This window comes from Actinacidiphila polyblastidii (genome assembly GCF_036353415.1).
Lineage (GTDB): Bacteria > Actinomycetota > Actinomycetes > Streptomycetales > Streptomycetaceae > Actinacidiphila > Actinacidiphila polyblastidii.
In genome coordinates, this window is record NZ_JAZEWV010000014.1 from 156478 (window position 1) to 179524 (window position 23047).

General features: G+C 73.0%; 22 protein-coding genes, 1 tRNA gene and 1 pseudogene. 9 read left to right on the plus strand and 15 right to left on the minus strand.

Annotated elements, in window-relative coordinates; genetic code table 11:
• The first annotated feature begins 48 nt into the window (after positions 1–48).
• Positions 49–540: an HNH endonuclease gene (locus V2S66_RS19215; protein WP_330797101.1), complete on the plus strand. Its 492-nt coding sequence runs from the start codon at positions 49–51 to the stop codon at positions 538–540.
• A 36-nt stretch (positions 541–576) separates the two neighbouring features.
• Here the strand turns inward: V2S66_RS19215 and V2S66_RS19220 are convergent, their stop codons facing one another.
• Both V2S66_RS19220 and V2S66_RS19225 read right to left on the minus strand, forming a co-directional pair.
• Positions 577–1032 (minus strand): hypothetical protein, encoded by a 456-nt coding sequence (locus V2S66_RS19220; protein ID WP_330797066.1) that lies wholly within the window; start codon positions 1030–1032, stop codon positions 577–579.
• Between the two features lie 79 nt (positions 1033–1111).
• Entirely contained in the window at positions 1112–1954 is an 843-nt protein-coding gene (locus V2S66_RS19225; RefSeq protein WP_330797068.1) for a hypothetical protein, read from the minus strand.
• A gap of 803 nt (positions 1955–2757) precedes the next feature.
• On the opposite strand from V2S66_RS19225, the gene V2S66_RS19230 reads away from it, so the two are divergent.
• Both V2S66_RS19230 and V2S66_RS19235 read left to right on the plus strand, forming a co-directional pair.
• Positions 2758–3045 carry a helix-turn-helix transcriptional regulator gene (locus V2S66_RS19230; protein ID WP_330797069.1) on the plus strand — a complete coding sequence of 96 codons (288 nt, stop codon included), beginning with the start codon at positions 2758–2760 and terminating at the stop codon, positions 3043–3045.
• A complete protein-coding gene (locus V2S66_RS19235; RefSeq protein WP_413966426.1) occupies positions 3046–4272 on the plus strand; it encodes a site-specific integrase in 1227 nt (408 codons plus the stop codon). It begins immediately after the preceding gene.
• Positions 4273–4467: 195 nt separating this feature from the next.
• Here V2S66_RS19235 and V2S66_RS19240 read toward each other — a convergent pair.
• Positions 4468–4541 (minus strand) — tRNA-Pro (locus V2S66_RS19240).
• Between the two features lie 203 nt (positions 4542–4744).
• Between V2S66_RS19240 and V2S66_RS19245 the strand changes: the two genes are divergently transcribed.
• From V2S66_RS19245 to V2S66_RS19255, 3 genes are all read left to right on the plus strand, one after another.
• Positions 4745–5035: a YiaA/YiaB family inner membrane protein gene (locus V2S66_RS19245; protein ID WP_330797071.1), complete on the plus strand. Its 291-nt coding sequence runs from the start codon at positions 4745–4747 to the stop codon at positions 5033–5035.
• Between the two features lie 268 nt (positions 5036–5303).
• Positions 5304–8246: a glycoside hydrolase family 2 TIM barrel-domain containing protein gene (locus V2S66_RS19250; protein ID WP_330797072.1), complete on the plus strand. Its 2943-nt coding sequence runs from the start codon at positions 5304–5306 to the stop codon at positions 8244–8246.
• Positions 8243–8860, plus strand: a complete 618-nt coding sequence (locus V2S66_RS19255; RefSeq protein WP_330797073.1) for a GNAT family N-acetyltransferase — start codon at positions 8243–8245, stop codon at positions 8858–8860. The genes V2S66_RS19250 and V2S66_RS19255 overlap by 4 nt, the downstream gene beginning before the upstream one ends.
• Positions 8861–8972: 112 nt before the next feature.
• Here the strand turns inward: V2S66_RS19255 and V2S66_RS19260 are convergent, their stop codons facing one another.
• From V2S66_RS19260 to V2S66_RS19275, 4 genes are all read right to left on the minus strand, one after another.
• Entirely contained in the window at positions 8973–10160 is a 1188-nt protein-coding gene (locus V2S66_RS19260; RefSeq protein ID WP_330797074.1) for an MBL fold metallo-hydrolase, read from the minus strand.
• A gap of 172 nt (positions 10161–10332) precedes the next feature.
• Entirely contained in the window at positions 10333–11229 is an 897-nt protein-coding gene (locus tag V2S66_RS19265; RefSeq protein WP_330797075.1) for a GNAT family N-acetyltransferase, read from the minus strand.
• A gap of 102 nt (positions 11230–11331) precedes the next feature.
• A complete protein-coding gene (locus tag V2S66_RS19270; protein WP_330797076.1) occupies positions 11332–13353 on the minus strand; it encodes a M3 family metallopeptidase in 2022 nt (673 codons plus the stop codon).
• A 105-nt stretch (positions 13354–13458) separates the two neighbouring features.
• Complete coding sequence (locus V2S66_RS19275) at positions 13459–13746, minus strand: DUF5302 domain-containing protein (protein ID WP_330797077.1); 288 nt, start codon at positions 13744–13746, stop codon at positions 13459–13461.
• Between the two features lie 102 nt (positions 13747–13848).
• On the opposite strand from V2S66_RS19275, the gene V2S66_RS19280 reads away from it, so the two are divergent.
• A complete protein-coding gene (locus tag V2S66_RS19280; protein WP_330797078.1) occupies positions 13849–14874 on the plus strand; it encodes a saccharopine dehydrogenase family protein in 1026 nt (341 codons plus the stop codon).
• A 40-nt stretch (positions 14875–14914) separates the two neighbouring features.
• Here V2S66_RS19280 and V2S66_RS19285 read toward each other — a convergent pair whose 3' ends face one another.
• The 4 genes from V2S66_RS19285 to V2S66_RS19300 all read right to left on the minus strand — a co-directional run bounded on the left by V2S66_RS19285 (position 14915) and on the right by V2S66_RS19300 (position 17698).
• Entirely contained in the window at positions 14915–15721 is an 807-nt protein-coding gene (locus tag V2S66_RS19285) for an SAM-dependent methyltransferase (RefSeq protein WP_330797079.1), read from the minus strand.
• The gene (locus tag V2S66_RS19290; protein ID WP_330797080.1) at positions 15718–16530 is read right to left on the minus strand and encodes an SAM-dependent methyltransferase; all 813 of its coding nucleotides are present in this window, start codon (positions 16528–16530) and stop codon (positions 15718–15720) included. Before V2S66_RS19290 ends, V2S66_RS19285 begins: the two co-directional genes overlap by 4 nt.
• Before the next feature lie 91 nt (positions 16531–16621).
• A complete protein-coding gene (locus tag V2S66_RS19295) occupies positions 16622–16870 on the minus strand; it encodes a DUF397 domain-containing protein (RefSeq protein ID WP_330797081.1) in 249 nt (82 codons plus the stop codon).
• A gap of 3 nt (positions 16871–16873) precedes the next feature.
• Entirely contained in the window at positions 16874–17698 is an 825-nt protein-coding gene (locus V2S66_RS19300) for a helix-turn-helix domain-containing protein (RefSeq protein WP_330797083.1), read from the minus strand.
• Positions 17699–17877: 179 nt separating this feature from the next.
• Here V2S66_RS19300 and V2S66_RS19305 point away from each other — a divergent pair, with 179 nt between their 5' ends.
• Positions 17878–18336: an ATP-binding protein gene (locus V2S66_RS19305; RefSeq protein ID WP_330797084.1), complete on the plus strand. Its 459-nt coding sequence runs from the start codon at positions 17878–17880 to the stop codon at positions 18334–18336.
• A 69-nt stretch (positions 18337–18405) separates the two neighbouring features.
• Here V2S66_RS19305 and V2S66_RS19310 read toward each other — a convergent pair whose 3' ends face one another.
• Positions 18406–19212, minus strand: coding sequence for an SGNH/GDSL hydrolase family protein (locus tag V2S66_RS19310; RefSeq protein WP_330797086.1), 807 nt, complete (start codon positions 19210–19212; stop codon positions 18406–18408).
• Positions 19213–19291: 79 nt separating this feature from the next.
• A pseudogene (locus V2S66_RS19315) lies at positions 19292–19657 on the minus strand (GH36 C-terminal domain-containing protein); the annotation flags it as partial.
• 261 nt (positions 19658–19918) lie between these two features.
• Here V2S66_RS19315 and V2S66_RS19320 point away from each other — a divergent pair.
• A complete protein-coding gene (locus V2S66_RS19320) occupies positions 19919–20698 on the plus strand; it encodes a tyrosine-protein phosphatase (protein ID WP_330797102.1) in 780 nt (259 codons plus the stop codon).
• A gap of 51 nt (positions 20699–20749) precedes the next feature.
• On the opposite strand, the gene V2S66_RS19325 is transcribed toward V2S66_RS19320, so the two are convergent.
• The gene (locus V2S66_RS19325) at positions 20750–22177 is read right to left on the minus strand and encodes an aspartate aminotransferase family protein (RefSeq protein WP_330797087.1); all 1428 of its coding nucleotides are present in this window, start codon (positions 22175–22177) and stop codon (positions 20750–20752) included.
• On the minus strand, positions 22174–23047 hold an 874-nt coding region (locus tag V2S66_RS19330), incomplete at its 5' end, for a transketolase C-terminal domain-containing protein (RefSeq protein WP_330797088.1). The genes V2S66_RS19325 and V2S66_RS19330, both read right to left, overlap by 4 nt.

A 23047-nucleotide genomic window follows, 5' to 3' on the forward strand; every position in this document is an offset into this window, starting at 1 on the left:
TGCACATTCTGCGGCACAGATGTTTACCGTCCATGCGGCCAGGCCACGTTGCACCCGGATAGGCGGGCGGCGCTGTCAGAGGCCGACTTCCTAGGACGACGCGCCACACTCGACCACGTGCTGGCACGCAGCAGCGGCGGCGCGACTCACGCAGACAACCTCGCCGTAGCTTGCGCTTCATGCAATTTCAGCAAAAAGGACAAGGCCTTCCCAGGCGAATGGATCCCAAGCCGGGACACCCACACAATCCTGACAGGTGGAGAGTTTCCAGAACTGGCTCACCTTAGTCGGCGGGCCCAAAGAATAGCAACCGCGATCCAAAAGCTCGATCCCGAAGAAGAGGGACCTTGCGTCTCCGACTTCGCCCACGCCAGGAGCTGGAAGCCAGAAACCGTCCATCGAGCATTGAACGAACTCTTCAAGGAGGGCGCGATGTACATTTTCGCCTATCCGTGCTCTCCATCTCGACGCTATTTTCGCCCCGTACCTGACGCAGATCATGCCCTGGCGGGCATGATCTGGGTCGATGGTTGGGGATGACCAGCGCAAAGCGGGGACTCGGCACGCGGTACATCTCTACTGGAATTCCGACGTCAGATCATAGGCGGAAAGAAGAGACTCAATCCGCTGGTTGGTGAGGGACTGGCGGTCATAGAGGCATTTGGCGTAGCGGGTGAGGAGGACTTCGACGCTGTTGCCGGCGCGTTGGGCGACTTCGGCGGGATCGGCTCCTGCTGCGAGCCAGGTGGACAGGGCGGAGTGGCGCAGGTCGTAGGGGCGTTTGCCGAGCGGTGTCGCGGCGAGTTCGGGGGGCAGGGCGAGGGTGCGGGCGTCTTTCCAGGCGCGGTGGATGGTGGTGTAGCCCAGGATGGTGCCGCGTTCGGTGACCGCCCGTCGGGTGCGGTGCCGAACGTCCGGACGCTGTCGCGCCAGATGGCGACCAGGTGGGGTGGGAGGGGGACGATGCGGACCTCTCCGGGCGGGCGGCTCTTCAAGCCGCGGTCGTCGTGCATCTCGCCGCTGTCGGTCCACCTCTTGCCCGCCTGCGGACGGGTACGGTGCAGAACCAGACGGCCCCAGCCGCTGACGGGCAGGGTGCAGTCCGCCAGGGTCACCGCGACGGCCTCCTCCGGGCGCAGCCCGGCGTAGTACATGCCCGCGAACAGTCCGACCAGCCGGCGCCCCCGGGCGCGCTTGAACCCGCCGACGTAGGACAGCGCGGCCAGCAGGTCCCGGGCCTGCTGGGGATTGACCACCACCCGTGGGTCGACCGCGCTGGCCTGCTTCGGTGCCCGCCAGCGGATCCGGGCCAGCGGGTGCTGCCCAGCTCCCCCTGCTCGATCGCGTGATACAGGGCGTTCACCAGTATCCGGCGCTTGCGGCTCACCGTGTCCGGCGCCGCGGGACCTCCGTCGCGCTTCAGCGACAGCGCCTCCAGCACACCGCGGGCGACGGCCGGGTCATACAGGTCGATCAGCGGCCGGGACGCCTTCGCCACCCACGCCAGCACCAGCCGGTCCTGCGCCGGTATCTCCCGCGCCTCCGCCCCCGGCACCACGAACGCCCACGAGCGCAGCGCACGGTGCAGCACCGCCTCGCCCGGCCGACCGGGAATGTCCCACAGCATCGACCGCGTCACCAGCGTCAACGCCTCGCTCGTACTGTTCCGCGTGGTCGCCGCCCGACCCACCCACCGGTCCCGGGCGTAGGCGGTGGCGAACGCGTACCAGGTCATCTCCGACGGCCCCCGCAACCCGTACACACCCTGCCCGGCCGGCAACAGGCTCGCCCGCAGCGCACGCGCCAGCTCCGCACCGAACTCCCCCGCCACCGACGCCACACCCCGACCCCGCTCCACCGGGGTGTCATGCCGGAACTCCCGCCCCCGCTGCCGGCCGATCACCAGACCGCCACCCGTCGCCGACATCCCACCCCGCACCAACTGCTGCACCATGCCAGTCCCCTCACGTCGAGAAGAAAGGACTGCCCACCCACGCCCCCGCTCCCTCGGGCGCGCAGAAGCACACACCGGCGCGAAAGCACCAACCGCACTCCCCTCACAAGGGCCGCAGGCATGCATCAGCCCAGGTAGACGCTCCACGGGAGGCCAGGGACGTCACACCGAGTGATCACCCTTGCCTGGGGGCCGCTCCGCGTTGCCTCACATCGACTGCAAAGGCGAGACTTCCAGGGCACCGGCCGGGTATACATGACCCGGGACCACCGGAAGAGAACTACCTGACGGAAAATCAGATATGACGTCGGAGCGCGTGGCGCATTTGTGGCGCAGAACGCATGACAAAGCGTCAGATGACGCTCTGACCTGCGAAAACTTCGGATAGAATCGCGGCCTCCGGAGCCGTTGCTCTTTTTTGCCCCGCAGAGCTTCCTCGGCGTGCGGGCCTTCTGTCTCGACTGAGGTGGCTTGCCACTCCCTCCTCGACGCCGCGCCCACTCATCGCTCTGAGGCACCCAACTGCCCTCCTCTCGGCATCACGTGCGCGCTTACCAGTTCCGTCCGCGACGTGCCCCGCTGGCACACTGCGAGTGCCCGGTCGACTGACAACAGCCTTCCGATGAGCTGATAACACGGAAAATGCCGTCAGGCAAAACGTATTTCTTGATGAAGATGGAAACAAGACCCCGGTTCAGCCGGTGGCTGTTCTCCCGCGGAGAACAGCCACCGCCTGGCTGGACTTGGAAGGGCTTCCGCCCACCGCCGGGTCTTGTTCCTGAAGCCGACATCGAGGAAGTGCATTGCCGCAGGATTCCGCCATACCAACAACTGACACGGGCGCGCCCCCGCACCCCGCCGAAGCCGTCCTGGCAAGGCTGCGGACCTCACCGCTGCTGACCACCGAGGAGGTCGCCCGCCTGCTGCGGGTCGATCCGTCCACGGTGCGACGGTGGCGGACCGAACAGCCACCGCAGGGTCCGCCGTTCATCCGCCTGTCCGAACGTGTCGTCCTCTATGACGCAGGCGACCTGCAGACGTGGTTGGACGAACGTCGCACGACGCCTGGTGCCCGGCGAAGGGCGGCCTGATTGCCCTACGTCCACGAGTTGCCTATCGCCGTCCCGCTGTCGGCTGACATCGAGCACCGCCCCGACCGGAGCCTCCCCTACAGGGCCCGCGTGCGATGGGCCAACCCCCACACCAAGCGGCGCACGTCGCTCTCGCAGTCCCACCAGACGGAGGAAGCCGCGCAGGAGTGGCTCGACGCCCTTCACACGTCGGCTGCCCGCGGGATCGACCCCACCGCTGCCACCCAGACCCTCGCCGAATACGGCAACACCCATATGACACTGGCCCTTCGCGGCCTGGAGCCGAAGACGACCGACCCCTACCTGGCCGGCTGGCGGCTGCGCGTCGTGCCCGCGCTCGGCCACCTGCCCGTGACCATGGTGACCAACGGGGCTGTCGACCGCACCACCTACGCCTGGATCGCCGACGGCGAGGGCCGCTCGACGGTCAAGAACACCCTGGCAGTCCTGGTGCGCGTCATGGAGCAGGCTGTACGCGACGGGCTGATCACTGCAAACCCCGCGCGCATCAGGGGCTGGCAGCGGCAGTACCAGCTCGCCGAGGACGAACTCGACGACCCGCGCGCGCTCGCCCTGCGCAACTGGGCGGCCCTGCAAGAGCTCGCCGCGGCCTTGGTCGCCCGCTCCCACGAGCAGTACACAGGTTGGGGCGACGTGGTCACCTTCTCCGCCTGCACCGCCGCCCGCATCGGGGAAGTTTCAGGAGTACGGGTCAAGGACATCGACACCAGGAACTGGATCTGGATCCTGCGACGCCAGACCACCCCCTCCCCCGGCGGCCTCGCCGACAAGAACACCAAGGGCAAGACCGCCCGCCGCGTCCCCCTCATCGAAGAGATACGTCCCATGGTGGCCCAACGCCTCCTGACCCTGCGGGACAAGCCCGACGCCCGCCTGTTCACCGGCCCCCGCGGCGGCCGCATCACCACCGCTGTCCTGCGCGACGCCACCCACTGGGACGAGGTCGTCAACTCCCTGGGCTACGAGCACCTACGCCGACACGACCTGCGCCACACCGGCCTGACATGGATGGCCGATGCCGGAGTACCCCTGCACGTCCTGCGGTTGATCGCCGGACACGGCTCACTCCACACCACCCAGCGCTACCTGCACCCCGACCTGCAAGCCGTCATGAACGCCGGCCGCACCTTCAGCAACCACCTGACCCCGTCCCCCGGACTGCCGCCCCCCTCCCCCGGCATGTCAGCAACCCGCCGCCGCTTGTAGGAACCGCACAATCCGCAGCCGAACGACGTGATCATGGTCCCCAGCAAAACAGCCTCTGACCTGCGGGTTTTTTAGAGCCATGGTCCCCAAGGGGTCCCCAGCTACTGACCGGTCATCAGACGACTATCGTTCTCAATAAATGAGAGAGGCCCGCTGACCTGGCAAAATACCAGGTCAGCGGGCCCCTCCGCACCGTCGGGACGACAGGATTTGAACCTGCGACCCCTTGACCCCCAGTCAAGTGCGCTACCAAGCTGCGCCACGTCCCGGTGCTTGATCGGCTTCGGGGGTGGACCCCCGGGGCTGACCGCGCATGAGAACGATACCGCACCTCGGGGGGTGTTCGCTCGCACCCCGGGGTGGGGCGGGCGGTCGTGGGGGGCCGGGCTCAGGTCGGGGGCGGCGGGGGGCTCAGGCGGGATGAGTAGCGGTACTCATGTGGGGCGGGTCACAGGGGGCGGACAGTGGGGGCATGACGAAGGTGATTCCTCAGCAGACGACTACGGCGTTCGCCGTGCAGGCGGCGGTCTCGTTCTCGCTGTCGCTCGGCGCGATGGTGGTGGGGGTGGCGTACCTGCCGGTGGGGGCGTGGGTTCGGGCGTTCCTCGCGGTGGGGCTGCTCTACGTGGTGACCTCGGCGTTCACGCTGTCGAAGGTGGTGCGCGACCGCCAGGAGGTGGGGCAGGTGACGAGCCGGGTGGATCAGGCCCGGCTCGACAAGCTGCTCGCGGAGCACGACCCGTTCAAGGTGGACGGCATCTGAGCCGTGCGCCCCGGTGCGGGGGCCGGACGCCGTCCTGGCGTCCGGCCCCCGCCGCGCGTACGGACGCCCCCTGCACACCCTGCGCGACCGGGCGGTCGCACCGCGTCCCCAGCCGCGGGCGCGGCGCCGCGCCTGCCCCGCGCACGTGACGCGATACGACGCCGATACGTCTGGCGCCGGACCCGCCTCCTCAGCAGAATCGGTCCGGCAGGCAGTGCGCGGGCGCGGAGCGTGCGCGGTGTGGTCGATCCAGCCGAGGAGCAGCACGATGGATGTGGCGCCGGCGCCCGGCACACTCCCCTACTACGAGGACGTGTCGCCCGGCACGGGAGCGCTCCCGCCGCGGGCGTGGTGGTCGGTGTCGGACGCCCGCCGGCTGAACCTCGGGGGCGCATGGCGGTTCCGGCTGTCCGCGACGGCCGAGGCGGAGGACGCGTCCTTCGCCCGCCCGGGGTTCGACGCCTCGCACTGGGACGTGCTGCCGGTGCCGTCGCACTGGCCGTTGCAGGGCTACGGCCGGCCCGCGTACACCAATGTCCGCTACCCCTTCCCGGTCGATCCGCCGCACGTGCCGACGGAGAACCCGACCGGCGACCATCTGCGCGCCTTCGACCTGCCGGACGACTGGCCGGGCGGGGCCGCGGTGCTGCGCTTCGAGGGGGTGGACTCGTGCGCGCGGGTGTGGCTGAACGGCGAGGAGCTGGGCACCTTCAAGGGCAGCAGGCTGCCGGTGGAGTTCGAGGTCGGGGAGCGCCTGCGGCCGCGCGGCAACGTGCTGGCGGTGCGGGTCCACCAGTGGTCGTCGGGCAGCTACCTGGAGGACCAGGACATGTGGTGGCTGCCGGGCATCTTCCGCGAGGTCACGCTCATCGAGCGGCCCGAGGGCGCGGTCTGCGACGTCTTCGTGCACTGCGGCTACGACCACGCGACGGGCCTCGGCACGCTGCGGGTGGACTGCACGCCCGGCGGCACGCTGACCGTGCCGGAGCTGGGGCTCGACATCCCGACCGGCGCGCCGGTGATCGTGCCGGTGGAGCCGTGGTCGGCGGAGCTGCCGCGGCTGTACGACGCGGAGTTGGCGACCGAGGGCGAACGGGTTCCGCTGCGGATAGGTTTCCGTACCGTCGCGGTCGAGGACGGCGTGCTGAAGGTCAACGGCCGGCGGATCCTGTTCCGCGGGGTGAACCGGCACGAGTTCGACCCGGACCACGGCCGGGTGCCGGATCAGGAGACGATGCGCCGCGATCTGCTGCTGATGAAGCAGCACAACGTCAACGCGGTGCGCACCAGCCACTATCCGCCGCACCCGGCGTTCCTCGACCTGTGCGACGAGCTGGGTCTGTGGGTGGTCGACGAGTGCGATCTGGAGACGCACGGCTTCGAGGAGGTGGGCTGGCGCGGCAATCCGGTGGACGACGAGCGCTGGACACCGGCGCTGCTGGACCGCGCGGCGCGGATGGTGGAGCGCGACAAGAACCACCCGTCGGTGGTGATGTGGTCGCTGGGCAACGAGTGCGGCACCGGGAGCGGCCTGTCGGCGATGGCGGCGTGGATCCGGCGGCGCGACCCGGCCCGGCCGATCCACTACGAGGGCGACCTGTCCTGCCGCGACGTGGACGTGTACTCGCGGATGTACGCCGACCACGCCGAGTGCGAGCTGATCGGCCGCCGCGAGGAACCGCCGCAGGCCGACCCCGAGGCGGACGCGCGGCGCCGGAACATGCCGTTCCTCCTGTGCGAGTACGCCCATGCGATGGGCAACGGGCCCGGCGGCCTCTCGGAGTACCAGCGGATCTTCGAGACCTACGAGCGCTGCCAGGGCGGCTTCGTGTGGGAGTGGATCGACCACGGGCTGCGGCACAGGACCGCCGACGGGACCGCGTACTTCGCGTACGGCGGCGACTTCGGCGAGGAGCTGCACGACGGCAACTTCGTGTGCGACGGGCTGCTCTTCCCTGACCGCACGCCCTCGCCGGGGCTGCTGGAGTTCAAGAAGGTCGTGCAGCCGGTGCGGATCGAGGGCGACGCGGAGCGCGGACTGGTCACGGTCACCAACCTCCATGACGTCGCGGACCTTTCGGGTCTGGCCTTCGGGTGGGTGCGCGAGGAGGAGGGGGTGCGCACCGACCACGGCCGGTTCGAGGTGCCGGCGCTCGGCCCCGGCGAGAGCGCGCGGCTCGAACTGCCGCTGATGCCGCGGGAGGTGACGGCGGGCGCCGAGGCGTGGTGGACGGTGCGGGCGGTGCTCGCGGAGGACACGGCGTGGGCTCCGGCCGGACACGAGGTGGCGTGGGCGCAGTTCGCGGCGAGGAAGCGGCAGGGCGGCCGGGTGCGGCGCGGCGCTCCTCACCCGGCGCGCCGGGCCGAGGGCGGGGTGGTGGTGCTGGGCCCCGGCACCTTCGACGCGGCGAGCGGTCGCCTGAAGTACCTGGGCGGCAGCCTGGTGAGCGGCCCCGAACTGGACGTGTGGCGCGCCCCGATCGACAACGACCGCGGCATGGACTGGTATCCGCAAGGGCAACTGGAACCGAAGTGGCGGGCGTTGGGCCTGCACCGGATGCGCCGCCGGGTGGTGCGGGTGTCCGTCGGCGGCGACGTGCTGACGGTGGCGACCAGGATCGCCCCGGCCGCCTCCGACCTCGGACTGCGCGTGCTGCACTCCTGGACCGCGGCCGGCGACCGGCTGACGCTTCAGGTGCGGGTGGAGCCCGAGGGCGACTGGACGCTGCCGCTGCCGCGCCTCGGCCTGCGGATGGGCGTGTGCCCGACGCTGGACCGGGTGCGGTGGTACGGCGGCGGGCCGGGCGAGGCGTACCCGGACACCCGGGCCGCCTCCAGGATCGGCCGCTACGAGGCGGGCGTCGAGGAGTTGCAGACGCCGTACGTGCGTCCGCAGGAGAACGGCGCGCGGGCCGACGTGCGCTGGGCGGAGCTGCGCCGGACGGACGGGTCGGGGCTGCGGGTGGACGGCGCGCCGCCGTTCTGGCTGACCGCCCGGCCCTGGACGACCGAGGCGCTGGACGCCGCGGCGCACACCCACGAACTGACCCGCGGCGACATGCTGTGGCTGCACCTGGACCACGCCCTGCACGGCGTCGGCAGCCATGCGTGCGGCCCCGAGGTACTGCCGGAGTTCCGGCTGACGGCCGCACCGGCGGCCTTCGGTTTCACCTTCACCGTCCTGCGGCCCGCACCCGAGGAGAGCCTGTGAGCACCGCGATACGCCCCTACCGTCCGGCGGACCTGCCGGCGCTGTACGAGATCTGCCTGCGCACCGCGGACGCGGGCGGCGACGCGACCGGGTCGTACCCCGAGGCCGACCGTGAACTGGTGGGCGCGATCTTCGCGGCGCCGTACGCGGTGCTGGAGCCGGAGTTGACGTTCGTGGTCGACGACGGCCGCGGCCGGGCGGTCGGTTACGTGCTGGGCACCGGGGACACCGCGGGCTTCGTCAAGCGGTTCCGCGACGCGTGGCTGCCGCGGGTCGCCGACCGCTGGCCCGCGCCGCAGGGCGAACCGGCCTCCCTCAGCGAGGTGATGGCGGGCCTGCTGCACACCCCCGAGCGGATGGTGGTGCCCGAACTGGCCGCTTATCCCGCGCACTTGCACATCGACGTGCTGCCGGACTTCCAGGGCGGCGGCCACGGCCGGGCGTTGATGACCGCGTACCTCGGGGCGCTGGCCGCCCAGGGCGTGCCCGCGGTGCACCTGGGGATGCTGTCGGCCAACACCGGCGCCCGCGCCTTCTACGATCGGCTCGGCTTCCACGAGATCGCCGTGCCGGACAGCGGCGAGCTGACCTATCTGGGCCGGGCCACGTCCTGAGCCGCGGGCCTCAGGGAGCGGACCTGAGGCGGACGCGGCGGGCCCGGCGGGGTCAGGCAGCGCCGGCAGGCGTCAGGCAGGCCCGGCAGGCGTCAGGCAGGCCCCGCGGGCGTCAGGCGGAGTCGGCGGCGCTCGCCCCGGCGGGCTGCGCGGCGGCGGGCGCGGCCTCGGGGTGGTCGGGCCAGCCGCCGGCCGGCACCACCGCGACCTCGCGCCACCACCAGTCGTCCGGCTGCGGGTCGGCCGGCTCGAACGGGGCGCCGACCCGCGGCGTGGCGACCTTCGAGCCGGTCGCGCGGGCGGCGGCGACGGTGCCCTCCGCGGGCTCGGCCCAGGCGTGCTGGGCGAGGTTGAAGGTGCCCCAGTGGATGGGCATCATGACGCCGGCCGGTGCGCCGCCCGACAGGTCGAGGTGGGCCTGCATGCCCTCGGCGGGCGTCATGTGGATGTCGGGCCAGAACTCGCTGTAGGCCCCGATCTGGATCATCGTCGCGTCGAACGGCCCGTGGTCGCGGCCGATGTCCGCGAAGCCGGGGAAGTAGCCGGTGTCGCCGCTGTGGTAGATCCGGTGGACGCCGTCGGTGACGGCCCAGGACGCCCACAGGGTCTGCTGGCGGCCGCGCAGGCCGCGCCCGCAGAAGTGCCGGGCGGGGGTGGCGGTCAGGGTGAGGCCGGCGATCTCGGTGGACTCGTTCCAGTCCAGCTCCCGCAGCCGGGCGGAGGGCACCCCCCAGTGCTCCAGGTGGGCGCCGACGCCCAGCGGCACCGCGAAGACCGCGTCGCTCCGCACCAGCGCGGCGATCGTGGGCATGTCCAGGTGGTCGTAGTGGTCGTGCGAGATGACGACGGTGTCCAGACCGGTCAGCGAGGCCAGCGGCACGGGCGTGGGGTGCACCCGGCGCGGCCCGGCGAAGGCGAACGGCGAACAGCGCTCCCCCCAGACCGGGTCGAAGAGCACCCGGCGGCCGCCGATCTCGGCGAGCACGCTGGAGTGGCCCATCCAGGTCAGCCGCAGCCCGGAGGCGGCCGGCCGGGCCAGGTCGGCGAGGGTGGTGGGGTGCACGGGGACCGGGCGGGCCGGCTTGCGGGACTGCCGGGCCTCCTTGCGCATGTTCTCCGGGAGGGACCTGAGCAGCCCGCCGGTGGGCACGCTGCGGGCGCCGAGCGGATTCACGAAGGCGCCGTCCGCGTAGTTCGGCGAATTCAGGATGCGCTCCAGCCGGGCTCCGGTGGGGTCGGCGCCGAAGGGCGCGGGGCGCAGCTGCGCGAGTCGGGACGGCCGTCGGCGGGCGTCGGTCACAGGACCTCCAGCGGGGGGTGGGGGCAGGCGCGGCGTGCGCCGATCTCCATTATGCGGTGACGCCGCGCCGAGGCCGTGGCCGGAACTCCTCGGGAGGCAAGGCGCCCGCGCCCTGCCCCGCCGCGCCGGCGTGGGGGCTCCTGGGCGCCCGCGGTCGCTCCCCCGTGCGGGGTCACGCCCCGGCGGCCGCGCCGCTCCCGGCCGGCACGAAGGCGAGTTCGACCGCGTCGCGCACCGGCACGTAGCCGAGCCGCCGGTAGAGGCCGGTGCTGACCGGGTTGGCGAGGTCGGCGAAGAGCAGCACCTCGTCGGCTCCGGCGTCGAGCGCGGCGCGCGACACGGCGGTGACGGCCGCGCCGGCGTAGCCGCGGCCGCGGTGCTCCCGCGGGGTGTAGACGGCGACCACCCGCACCGCGCCGGCCACCGGCACGGTGACCCCGGCCATCGCGACGGGACGGCCGTCCGGCAGCTCCCACAGGGTGCGGCCGCCGTGCGCGAGGGCGTCGTCGACGGCCCGGTCGCCGCCGGGCAGCGGCCCGCCGATGTCGGTGGCGAACTCCCGGTGCCAGCGCAGCAGCAGCTCCCGGTCGGCGGGGCCCGCCACGCGCGCCGCGCCCGGCGGCGCGGGCTCGCGCGGGGTGAGCGCGGCCAGCCGGAAGGCCCGGGTGTTGCGCCCCACCCGCACGGCGGCGCCGGTCCGCCGCGCCCAGCCGTCGGCGAAGGCGCGGGCCGCGGCCGCCTCCCCGCGCACTCCGGCCGGGACCGGCACGAGGCCGGCGGCGAGGGCGTCCGCCCAGGCCGCGGGGAGCGCCGCGGCGGCCTGCGGCGGCGCGGCGGACAGCAGCGGCGGGTGCGGCGGGGTCTGGAGCACGGCCGCGGCGACCGCTCCCCCGCCGTCGGGCCGCCAGTACCCGAAGACCGGCGGCTCGCTGCCGTACGCGTCCGCGCCGCGGCGGCGCAGCGCGTCGGCGACGGTCAGCAGCACCGAGTTCTCCACCGCGCGGGCGTGCAGGAAGGCGTCCGTCCGCGCCGCGAAGGCGTCGAGGTCGCCGCCGAGGGTCCATCCCATGCGGGCCATCCTGGCCCGGCGCCTCCCGGCGCCGCACCCGCTTTTCGGCGCGGGGAGGCACGCCCTCGGGACGCGGGGGCGGCGCGGCGTCGGGGCGGCGGGTCAGCCGGCGGTCAGGCCGCGGCGGACGAGCAGCGGTCCGGCGTCGGGGCCGCGGCCGCGCACCGCGGCGAACGCCTCCATGGGGTCGACGCTGCCGCCGCGCGAGAGCAGTTCGCGGCGGAAGATGTCGCCGTTCTCGCGGCGCATCCCCCCGCGGGACTCGAACCAGTCGACGGTGTCGGCGTCGAGCACCTCGCTCCAGATGTACGAGTAGTAGCCCGCGCTGTACTGGCTGCTGAAGACGTGCGTGAAGTACGTGCTGCGGTAGCGCGGCGGGATGGCCGGCACCGCGAGTCCCGCGTCCCGCAGCGCCTTGGCCTCGAAGTCCAGCGGGTCGCCGGGGTCGGCGCCGGCCGGCAGGGTGTGCCACGCCCAGTCCAGCAGGGTCGCCGCGAGGTACTCGACCGTCGCGAAGCCCTGGCCGAAGGAGGCCGCTTCCCTCATCCTCGCCACCACCTCGGCGGGCATCGGCTCGCCGGTCTCGTGGTGCACCGCGTAGTGGTCGAGGATCTCGGGCCACAGCGACCACATCTCGTTGACCTGGGAGGGGAATTCGACGAAGTCGCTGGGCACGCTGGTGCCGGCGAAGTAGGGGTAGTGCACCGCGGAGAGCAGTCCGTGCAGGGCGTGCCCGAACTCGTGGAAGAGGGTGTCGACCTGACTGAACGTCAGCAGCGCGGGCTCGCCCGCCGCGGGCTTGTCGATGTTGTGGTTGTTGACCACCACCGGCCGCCGGTCCAGCAGTCGGGACTGGTCGACGAGGGAGTTCATCCAGGCGCCGCCGCGCTTGGTCTCGCGGGCGAAGAGGTCCGCGAGGAAGAGCCCGAGGCCGCTGCCGTCGGCGTCGAAGACCTCGAAGACCCGGACGTCGGGGTGGTAGCCGGGCAGGTCGGGCCGCTCGGCGACGGTGAGTCCGTACACCTCGCGCGCGGCGCGGAAGACCCCGTCGTGCAGCACCCGGTCCAGCTCGAAGTAGGGGCGCAGCGCGGCCTCGTCGACGGCGTAGCGCTGCTTGCGCAGCTTCGCCGACCAGTACGCCCAGTCCCACGCCTCGACCGGGCCGCCGGCGAGCTCGGCCAGCGCCTCGGCCTCGCGGCGGGCGTTGGCCAGCGCGGGCGGCACCAGCCGGCCCAGCAGGTCGGTGACCGCCTGGGTGCTGCCCGCGGTGCGGTCCTCGACGACGTACGCGGCGTGGCTGGGGTAGCCGAGCAGCGCGGCGCGTTCGGCGCGCAGCGTGGCGATGGTGACGGCGAGCGGGCCGTTGGTGTCCTGGGCGCGGTCGAGCGAGGCGGTCAGCAGCTGCTTGCGCACCTCGCGGTCCTCCAGCCAGGCCAGTTCGAACTGGTTGGAGAAGTTGCGCAGGCCGAGCACCCAGCGGCCGTCCTGGCCGAGCGCCCGGCCGTTCTCGGCCGCGGCGGCCACCGCGTCGGGCGACAGGCCGGCCAGCCGGGCGGGGTCGTCCAGGACGAGGGCGCCGGCCTTGCTCGCGGCGAGGACGTTCTGCCCGAAGGCGGTGGAGGCGGCGGCGATCTCGGCGTTGAGCGCGCGCAGCCGCTGCCGTCCGGCGTCGTCGAGTTCGGCGCCGGCCCGGCGGAAGCGGGTGTGGTAGCGCTCCAGCAGCCGCAGCGACTCGGCGTCCAGGCCGAGGCCGTCGCGGGCGTCGTGCACCGCCCGGATGCGCGCGAAGAGCGCGGGATCGAGGTGGATGGCGTCGCTGTGCTCCGCGAGCATCGCGCTGACCTGCGGTTCGATGGCGCGGACGGTGTCGGTGACGTGCGCGGACGCCTGGTTGGCGAAGGCCGCGTGGACCCGTCCCAGCAGGGCGCCGGACCGCTCGAGGGCCACCAGCGTGTTGTCGAAGGTGGCCGGCCGCGGGTCGGCGGCGATCGCCCTGACCTCCGCGAGGTGCTCCGCGAGGCCGCGCTCGAAGGCGGGCAGGTAGTGCTCGTCGCGGATGTCGGCGAACGGCGGCAGCTCGTACGGCAGGGTGCTCGGGCTGAGGAACGGATTCGTCGTCGTCACCGTGCCGACCCTACGCCGAACGGCCGCCGGGCGCTGGGGGATGAGGGCGCCCGCCCGGGGTGCTGACCTGGGCGGGCGCGATGGTGGGCGCGGTGGTGGGCGGGGTCAGCCGCCGCTCTTGCGGCGGAACTCGCGGGGACCGCCGGCGCGGCCGTGCGCGCCGTGGATCTTGGACTGGTCGGGGCCGGTGCCGCCGCCCGCGTTCGCGTGCCGGCCGCCCTGCTTGCGGGCCAGCGCCTCGCGGAACTTCCGCTTGACGTCGTCCTCGGCTTCGTCCGCCGCCTCGGACGGCTCGGCGGCCGTCTCCGGGTCCGCGGCGGCGTCCTGCTCGGTGGCCTCGGCGGCCTCGGCGGCCGCGGGGGCTGCGGCGGCCTTCTGTTCTGCGTCACTCATGGCACCAGACTCCCACGTCACGGGCTGACAGCCCACCCGATATCACGCCGTCGGAGTGCGCGTGTACGGTTCCGCTCACCACCGCCGAGGAGGACCGCTTCCATGACCTGGCTGTTGTACGGCGCCACCGGGTACACCGGACGCCTGATCGCCCGCCGCGCCGCCGCCCGCGGGCTGCGCCCCGTGCTGGCCGGCCGCAGCGCCGCCAAGCTACTGCCGCTGGCCGCCGAACTCGGCCTGGAGCACCGGGTGTTCGCCCTGGACGACGCGGCTGCGACGCGGCGCTGCCTGGAGGGCGTGTCGGGTGTGGCGCACTGCGCGGGGCCGTTCTCCCGCACCGCGCTGCCGATGGTCGCGGCGTGCGTCGAGACCGGCACGCCGTACCTCGACATCACCGGCGAGATCGACGTCTTCGAGGCGCTGCACGCGCTCGGTCCGCAGGCCGCGAAGGCGGGGATCGTGCTGCTGCCGGGCGCGGGCTTCGACGTGGTGCCGACCGACTGCGTGGCCGCGCTGCTGGCCGCCCGGCTGCCCGACGCGACGCAGCTCGACCTGGCGTTCCTGGCCGGCGGCGGGGCCAGCCCCGGCACCGCCCGCACCGCGCTGACCGGCGCCGCGGACGGCGGCCGCATCCGCGCGGGCGGCGAGATCCGCACCGTGCCGATGGGGTCGCGGCGGGTGCGGGCCGCGTTCCCGTCGGGGGCGCGGACCGTCGTGTCGGTGCCGTGGGGCGACGTCAGCACGGCGTACCACTCCACGGGCATCCCGGACATCACCACCTACACGGCGGTGCCCGCGGCGGCGCTCGCCGCGGCGCGGGTGCTGCGCGGCCCGTTGCGCGGCGTTGCGGCGGCCGTCGCGGGGCGGGTGGTGCGCGGTCCCGGCGAGCGGACCCTGGACGGCTCCCGCAGCGAGGTCTGGGGCCGGGCCCGCGACGCCGCGGGCAACACCGTGACCGCGACGCTCACCGGCCCCAACCCGTACAGCCTGACGGCCGACTGCGTGCTGCGCGTCATGCCGCGGCTGCCCGACCTGCCGGCCGGCTTCCACACCCCGTCCCGCGCGCTGGGCGCGGACTTCGCCGCCTCGCTGGACGGGGTGGCGGTGCGGGTGGAGCCGCTGCGGTAGCGCGGTGACCGGCCGGGCCGGGGAGCCGGGGGCGGCGGCTTCAGGTCCGGCGGGCGACACCCCCGTAGAAGCCGATCCGGCGGATGTCCTCGGCGCTGGGCAGTTCGCCGTCGGGCCGCCAGACGGGAACCTGGACCACGCCGGGGTCGAGCAGCTCGAAGCCGTCGAAGAGGGCCTCGACCGCGGCGTGCGGACGGGTGTTGAGGGTCGCGGTGGCCTTGTCGTAGACCTTGAACACCTCGGGCAGGCTGCCGGCGTGGAAGTCGGCGGTGGCGTGGCTGAGCACCAGGAAGCTGCCCGCGGGCAGCTTCTCGCGCAGCTGCGCGACGATGCCCGCGGGGTCCTCGTCGTCCCTGACGAAGTGCAGCACGGCCACCAGCAGCAGCCCAACCGGCTGGTCGAGGTCGATCAGCCCGGCCAGGGTGGGGTGGTCCAGGATGCTCCGCGGGTCGCGCAGGTCGCCGAGGAAGAACCCGGTGTTGCCGCTGCCGGTCAGCCGGGCGCCGGCGTGCGTGGCCACGATCGGGTCGTTGTCGACGTAGGCGACGCTGGCCCGCGGGTCGACCGACTGGGCGATCTGGTGGGTGTTGGGCGAGGTCGGGATGCCGGTGCCGATGTCGACGAACTGCCGTATCCCGGACCGGGCGAGGAAGCGCACCGCCCGGTGCAGGAACTCCCGGTTGGCGCGGGCCGCCGGGATGATGTCCGGCAGCACGTCCACGACGCGCTGGGCGGCCTCCCGGTCGACCTCGTAGTTGTCCTTGCCGCCCAGGTAGTAGTCGTACATCCGGGCCGGGTGCGGCCGGCTGGTGTCGATCTCGTCGGCGGGGAAGCCCTCGTCGGTCACGCCGTGCTCCCGGCGACCCGGCCTATGCCGCCGTACACGCCGACCGGGCCCGAGGGGGCCTGGCTGAGGCCGTCGGGTCGCCACTCGTGCACCTGGACCAGCCCGGGGTCGACGAGGTCGAAGCCGGCGAAGAGCCGCTCGACGTCGGCGTGCGTGCGCGGGGTCAGCGGAGCGGTGCTGTTCTTATACACCGCCGCGACCTCGGTCGCCTCCTCCCGGTGGAAGTCGGCGGTGGCGTGGCTGAGCACCAGGAAGCTGCCCGCGGGCAGCGCGTCGCGGAAGGCCGCGACGAGGCCGTAGGGGTCCTCGTCGTCGCTGACGAAGTGCAGTACGGACACCAGCAGCACCGCGATGGGCTGCTTGACGTCGATGAGGTCGCCGATGGTGGGGTGGTGCAGGATCGTCTGCGGGTCGCGCATGTCGCCGAGGAAGAAGCCGGTGTTGCCGGTGCCGAGCAGCCGGGCCCCGGCGTGCGTGGCCACGATCGGGTCGTTGTCGATGTAGGCGACGCGGGAGTCGGCGCTGACCGACTGGGCGACCTCGTGGGTGTTCGGCGAGGTCGGGATGCCGGTGCCGATGTCGACGAACTGCCGCACCCCGGACTCGGCGAGGTGGCGGACGGCCCGGGACAGGAAGGCGCGGTTGGCGCGGGCGAAGACGGCGACTTCGGGGGCGGCGGCCAGGACCCGGTCGGCGGCGTCCCGGTCGACCTCGTAGTTGTCCTTGCCGCCGAGGAAGTAGTCGTACATCCGGGCCGGGTGCGGCCTGCTGGTGTCGATCTCGTCGGCGGTGAAGCCCTGGTCGGTCACGCCGTCCTCCGGTCGGTCTGGTGCGCGCGGTGGTGCACGGTCTGGTGCGCGGTCACGCGCGCGGTCTGGTTCTCGGTCATCGGGGGCGCCGTCACAGCAGGAAGTCCGCCTCGCCGGCCTTGGCGCCCTGGATGAACGAGGTGATCTCGTGGTTGGTGTAGATGAGCGCCGGTCCGTCCGGATCGGTGGACTGCCGCAGCGCCACCCGGCCGTCGTTCAGTCGCTTCGCCTCGACGCAGGAACCGCCGTTCCCGCCGCTCCACGGTTTACGCCAGCCCTCGGTGCCGAGGCGGTTGGCGGGCATGCCGTTGTAAATGTCGTCATTGCTGACGCGATCCATGGTTCAGATCTCCTTGCGCATGGCATCGAGGATGCCCTTGGTGCTCTGTGCTGGCGCTGCCTGCGCGCACATCCGGTCCAGCGCCTCGAGGAACGTCGACACGTCGTCGCGTTCGTCGAAGTAGACGCCGCCCACCAGGCTTTCGGAGTAGGCGATGTCCGGGAGCTCCTGGAGCTGGAACCGGAAGATGTGGAAGGGCCCGTACATGGCGGGGTGCGGGCCGGCGGAGAAGGGGATCACCTGGAGCCGTACGTTCGGCATGTCGGTGGCGTCGATGAGCGCGGAGATCTGCGCGCGCATCATGTCGCGGCCGCCGATCCAGCGGCGCAGCACGGTCTCGTCCATCACCACCCACAGCAGCGGGGCGTCGGCGCGGCTGAGCAGCGCCTGGCGTTCGACGCGCAGGTCGACCAGCCGGTCGATCTCGTCGGTGGAGGCGTGCGGCATGCCGGCGCGCAGCGCGGCGCGGGCGTAGTCGGTGGTCTGCAGCAGGCCGGGGACGTAGTGCGGCTCGTAGGCGCGGATCACCGCCGCCTCGCCCTCCAGGCTGACGAACGCGCTGAACCAGTCGGGCAGCACGTCGCGGAAGCTGTGCCACCAGCCGGGCCGGTTGGCCTCGCGGGCCAGCGCGAGGAAGCCGCCGATCTGCTCCGGCGCGGTGATGCCGTAGGTGACCAGGAGCTTCTCGACATACGGGAGTTTCAGGCCGACTTCGGCCTTCTCCATGCGGCGGATGGTCGCGTGCGTCACGTCGAGGGCGCGGCCGGCCTGTTCGTAGCTGAGCCCGGCCTTCTCCCGCAGGTCCTGGAGCCGCTTTCCGAGCACCATGCGCAGGACGGTCGGAGCACCTCCCGGCCGGGGGTCCATCACGTGACCTCTCCTCCAACTCCCTTGACTGGCAAGCAGTGTGTCATGTCGTCAGCACCGGGAACAGCATGTTCCCCACGATTCTGCAAATTACAGAACGGACCTTGCCATGTGTCCGGCACGGGCCTCATAGTTACGGGGTGGTTCCTTCACCTGACACCCTCCGGCAGGCACGTGCGGACTGTGTCGGCGCCCCCGGCCGCCAGGACGTGTTCAGGCTGCCCGCGCTGAGCGCGTCCGTCGCGGACGCCCGCGGGCGGATACGGGCGCGCCTGGGCGCGTGGGGACTGGCCGCGGAGCTGTGGGACGACGCGGGGCTCGTGGTCACCGAGCTGTTCACCAACGCGATACGGCACACCGACAGCGAGAAGGTCACCGTCGCGCTGCAGGACCTGGGCGCGGTCGTACGCCTCGAGGTCGCCGACCAGGGCCGGGGGACCGGGGTCCCCGTGCCGTGTGTGGCCGAGGCCGACGAGGAAGGGGGCCGCGGGCTCCTGCTGGTGAGCGTACTCGCGCTCGCCTGGGGGTCGGAGCCCGCGGAGGACGGGACAGGGCGTGTGGTGTGGGCCGAACTGGCCTCGCACCGCACGCCCTGTTGACGTTCGGCGCAGTAGGCGTTCAGCGCCGCCGGCGTCCGGGGCGGTGTCAGGACGCGCGCGGTTCCGCGGCTACCGCAGCGGCAGCAGGTCGGGGCGCTTGGGCTGCACCTGGTCGCCGGAGGACTGGCCGCGCAGCCTGCGGCCGATCCACGGGACCAGGTGCTCGCGGGCCCAGTGGATGTTCTCCCTGCGCACCTCGGACGGCAGCCGCTGCGACTGCGGCGGCCACGGCTCGTCCGGGTCGGTCGGCGGCTCCAGTCCGAGGACCTGCGCGGCGCGCAGCGCGACCCGGGTGTGGCCCTGGGCCGACAGGTGCAGCCGGTCCTCGTTCCACGCCCGCCGGTCCTGCACCGAGCGCAGCGACCACAGGTCGAGCACCGGACAGCCGTAGCGGTCGGCGACCGCCCTGATGTGCGCGTTGTACGTGGCGATCTTGCCGCGCAGCAAACCGAGCACCGGCACGCCGCGGGTGTCGAAGCCGGTGCAGATCATCACGGTGCCGACCGCCGCGCTCAGCTCGGCGACGGCCGCCTCGAACCGCGCGGCGACGTCGTCCGGATCGGAGCCGGGCCGCAGGATGTCGTTGCCGCCGGCCGCGAGGGTCACCAGGTCGGGGGCGAGTTCGACCGCCCTCGGCACCTGCTCGGCGACGATCCGGTCCAGCAGCCGGCCGCGCACCGCGAGGTTGGCGTAGCGGAAGTCGCCGGCGGGCGCGGCCGCGGCGTGCCGCTCGGCGAGCAGCAGCGCGAGCCGGTCGGCCCAGCCGACGAAGCCGCCGCCGGGCCCGGGGTCGCCGACGCCCTCGGTGAAGCTGTCCCCCACCGCGGTGTACGACCCGATCGTTCCTCTGCTGTCCCTGCGCGCATCGTCAGCCACGTCGGTCCATTTTTCTCCTCCGGGCGCGGCCTACGCGACCGTAGGGAGGGGGTCGCGGGACGTGATTCATCCCACCGGGTCACACCCGGCGAAGATGGAATACCGCGGCGTCCAGGTCGCCGGCGAGGGTGGTGCGCAGCCCTCGCTCGGCGAGCACCGCGCCGCGCTGCACCACGCCGGTGACCACGTCGCGGTACGAGGCCGCCGGGTCGAGCCCGCGCAGCCGCAGCGGCGGCACCGGGTCCGCCCGAACGACTGCGCCTGAAGCCAGGCCAGCACCACGGTGTCCTCGCCGTGCACGTGCTGCACCGCGCTCAGCCCGCCGCCGCCGGGCGGCCGCAGCCGGTAGAAGGTCGCCGTGCTGCACCACCGGCCGCACCGTCTTGTACAGCGCCACCCAGGAGGCGGCCTCGGTGCGCTCCTCCTCGCCCCACTCCAGCAGGTCGGCGCACGGCGCGCCCCGGCGGGCCTCACCCCGCGGTGGCCGTACCGACACATACCGTCCGGTACGTCGCCGAGCGTGCTGCCGTATCGTCGGCAGTGCTCCGGCACGAGCCGCAGACGACCAGAAGGAGCGCAGGTGACGCAGGAAGTGCGCAGGTCCTCGCAGGGGGAGCCGGCCGGCCGGCCCACGCCGGGCACGCCGTCCGGCCCGGACCCGCGGACCGGGCAGGCCGGCCCGTCGGAATCCGGCCAGGAGCCCGGGCTGACCGGGGTCCGCAACTTCCGCGACGTCGGCGGGCTGCCGACCGCGGACGGCCGCCGGGTGCGGCCGGGCGTGCTCTTCCGCAGCGGCCACCTCGCGCACGCCACCGACGACGACACGGCCTTCCTGGCCGGCCTCGGCCTGCACACGGTCTTCGACTTCCGCAACGGCGACGACATCGCGCTGGAGGGCCCGGACGCCGCCCTGCCCGGCACCCGCAACCTCAACCTGCCGCTGAGCGACCCGGCCGAGGGCGCCGGCTTCTGGCACATCGTGCGCGACGGCGACGTCCCCGCGCTGCGCGAGATCCTCGGCGACGGCAAGGGCGCGGCGCGGATGTCCGGCGCCTACCGCAAGCTGATCCTGGAGCGCACCGACGAGCACCGGCGGATGCTGGCGCTGCTCACCGAGCCGCAGGACCCGGCCGTGCCGGCGCTGCTGCACTGCGCGGCGGGCAAGGACCGGGCGGGCACCTCCGTCGCGATCATCCTGCTGGCGCTGGGCGTGCGGCGCTCCGCGATCGAGGCGGACTACCTGGAGAGCAACGCCAGGCACCGCCGCTACAAGGTGGTGCGCGGCGACGGCAGCACCGGCGCCGCCATCGACCCCGAGGTGCGCGACCTGCTCAGCCCGCTGTTCGAGGCGCGGGTGGAGTACCTGCGGACGGCGTTCGACACCATCGAGGAGCGCTGGGGCAGCGTGGACCGCTACCTGGAGGAGGGCCTGGGGCTCACCGCCGAGCGGCGCGAGCGGCTGAAGGAGCGGCTGCTCACCGACTGAGCCGCGGACCGCCGGGTGGGCGAGGCGCCCACCCGGCGGCGGCGGCGCGGACTACCGGTTCGCGACCGCCTGCTTGACCAGGGTCCGGCCGAAGTCCCACATCAGGCCGCTCCCGTTGTGGGCGTCGTCCATCACCTCGGTGAACGCCGTCACGAAGCGGTCGACGTCCGCCTCGTCCACGATCAGCGGCGGGATGAGCTTGATGACCTCCAGGTGGTCGCCGGAGACCTGGGTGAGGATGCGGTGCCGCTGCAGCAGCGGCACCACGACCATCTGGGCGAACAGGCCCTTGCGGGCGGCCTGCAGCATCGTCCAGCGGCCGCGCAGTCCCAGCGACTTGGGCCGGCCGAACTCGATGCCGATCATCAGGCCGCGGCCGCGGACGTCCTTGAGCAGCTCGTACTCGCCGGTGAGCGCGGCGAGCCGGGTGCGCAGCAGGTCGCCGGTGCGGCGGGAGTTCTCCACCACCTTCTCGTCGTCCATCACCGACAGGGTGGCCAGACCCGCCGCCATCGCCTGCGCGTTGGAGCCGAAGCTCGCGGAGTGCACCAGCACCCGGTCCATCGAGGAGTAGACCTTCTTGAAAATCCAGTCCTTGCCGAGCGTCGCACCGACCGGGACGTACCCGCCGGACAGCGCCTTGGCGACGCACACCAGGTCCGGCTCGACACCCTCCTCGTGCTGGTAGGCGTAGAAGTCGCCGGTGCGGCCGAGGCCGGTCTGCACCTCGTCGGCGATCAGCAGCGCCTTGTGCCGGTGCAGCAACTCCTGCGCGGCGCGCAGGTATCCGGGCGGCGTCGGGTAGACGCCCTTGCCCTGGATCGGCTCCACGATCAGCGCGGCCACGTCGCCGCGCTTCAACTCCCGTGCGAGGGCGTCGAGATCGCCCATCTCGACCGCGGTGTCCGGCAGCAGCGGCGCGAACCCGTCGCGGAAGCCGCCCTCCCCGTTGACCGACAGGGAGCCGGTGGTCAGGCCGTGGAAGGCGTGCGTGCAGTACAGGACGCGCGGCCTGCCGGTGGCGTAGCGGGCGAACTTCAGCGCCGTCTCCACCGCCTCGGTGCCGCTGTTGCCGAAGAACACCCGGTCCAGGTGCGGGGAGTACGCGAGCAGCCTCTCGGCGAGCAGGCCGGGCAGCGGCTGGCAGTCGAAGCGGGTCAGGTCGGCCAGTCCGGCGTCGAGCACGTCGTGCAGCGCCTTGCGGACCACCGGGTGGTGGCGGCCGAGGCCCATCACCCCGAACCCGGCGAGCATGTCGAGGTAGTCGTTGCCGTCGGCGTCCCAGAAGTGGGCGCCCTCGGCCCGCTCGTACACCTTGTCGAAGCCGATGGTGTGCAGCATGCGCGGCAGTTGGTGGTTGAGGTACCTGCTGTGCAGGTCGTAGCGCTCGGCGCCGCGCTGCGCCAGCAGCGTGGCCAGGTCGAAACCCTTCGGCTGCCCGTCGGCTGCCTGCTGCGGCGTCCCGTCGGACGATGTCATCGCTCTCCTGCTCCTTGCCTGTCCTTTGCGGTGTACGACTCGCCGCGCGCCGGCGCGGGGACCGCGACGCCGGCGTCGAGGCGGGTCAGCGCGCCGCCGATGCCCCCGGCGATCTCGGCCGGGGTCAGTCCGATGTCGGCGAGCAGTTCGCCGCGCTTGGCGTGCGGCAGGAACTGCTGCGGGATGCCGAAGTCGCGCAGCGGCACGTCGACGCCGGCGTCCCGCAGTGCCTGGGCGACCGAGGAACCGACGCCGCCGGCCCGGCCGTTGTCCTCCACCACCGCGACCATCCGGTGCGCGGCGGCCAGTTCGGGCAGCGCCGCGTCGACCGGCTTGACCCAGCGCGGGTCGACCACGGTCACGCCGATGCCGCGGCCGGCGAGGAGTTCGGCGGCCGACAGGCAGGTCGCGCCGAGCGCGCCGACCGCGACCAGCAGCACGTCGGCGCCGAGCCCGTCCTGCGGGGTGCGCAGCAGGTCCATGCCGCCGATCCGGCCGACCGCGGGCAGCGGCGCGCCGACGGTCTCCTTCGGGAAGCGGATCACGGTCGGCGCGTCGTCCACGTCGACGGCCTCGCGCAGCTGGGCGCGCAGCTGGTCGGCGTCGCGCGGCGCGGCGATCCGCAGCGAGGGCACCACCTGGAGGATCGACATGTCCCACATGCCGTTGTGGGAGGCGCCGTCCACGCCGGTGACGCCGGCCCGGTCGAGCACGAAGGTGACGCCGCACCTGTGGAGCGCCACGTCCATCAGCACCTGGTCGAAGGCGCGGTTGAGGAAGGTCGCGTAGACCGCCACGACCGGGTGCAGGCCGCCGGTGGCGAGCCCCGCCGCCGAGGTGGCGGCGTGCTGCTCGGCGATGCCGACGTCG

Excerpts from the sequence above, each read along its gene's own strand:
- V2S66_RS19225 (WP_330797068.1), bottom strand. The coding sequence starts at position 1,954 with ATGGTGCAGCAGTTGGTGCGGGGTGGGATGTCGGCGACGGGTGGCGGT.
- V2S66_RS19245 (WP_330797071.1), top strand. The coding sequence starts at position 4,745 with ATGACGAAGGTGATTCCTCAGCAGACGACTACGGCGTTCGCCGTGCAG.
- V2S66_RS19250 (WP_330797072.1), top strand. The coding sequence starts at position 5,304 with ATGGATGTGGCGCCGGCGCCCGGCACACTCCCCTACTACGAGGACGTG.
- V2S66_RS19265 (WP_330797075.1), bottom strand. The coding sequence starts at position 11,229 with ATGGGATGGACCCTCGGCGGCGACCTCGACGCCTTCGCGGCGCGGACG.
- V2S66_RS19275 (WP_330797077.1), bottom strand. The coding sequence starts at position 13,746 with ATGAGTGACGCAGAACAGAAGGCCGCCGCAGCCCCCGCGGCCGCCGAG.
- V2S66_RS19280 (WP_330797078.1), top strand. The coding sequence starts at position 13,849 with ATGACCTGGCTGTTGTACGGCGCCACCGGGTACACCGGACGCCTGATC.
- V2S66_RS19295 (WP_330797081.1), bottom strand. The coding sequence starts at position 16,870 with ATGGATCGCGTCAGCAATGACGACATTTACAACGGCATGCCCGCCAAC.
- V2S66_RS19300 (WP_330797083.1), bottom strand. The coding sequence starts at position 17,698 with ATGGTGCTCGGAAAGCGGCTCCAGGACCTGCGGGAGAAGGCCGGGCTC.
- V2S66_RS19325 (WP_330797087.1), bottom strand. The coding sequence starts at position 22,177 with ATGACATCGTCCGACGGGACGCCGCAGCAGGCAGCCGACGGGCAGCCG.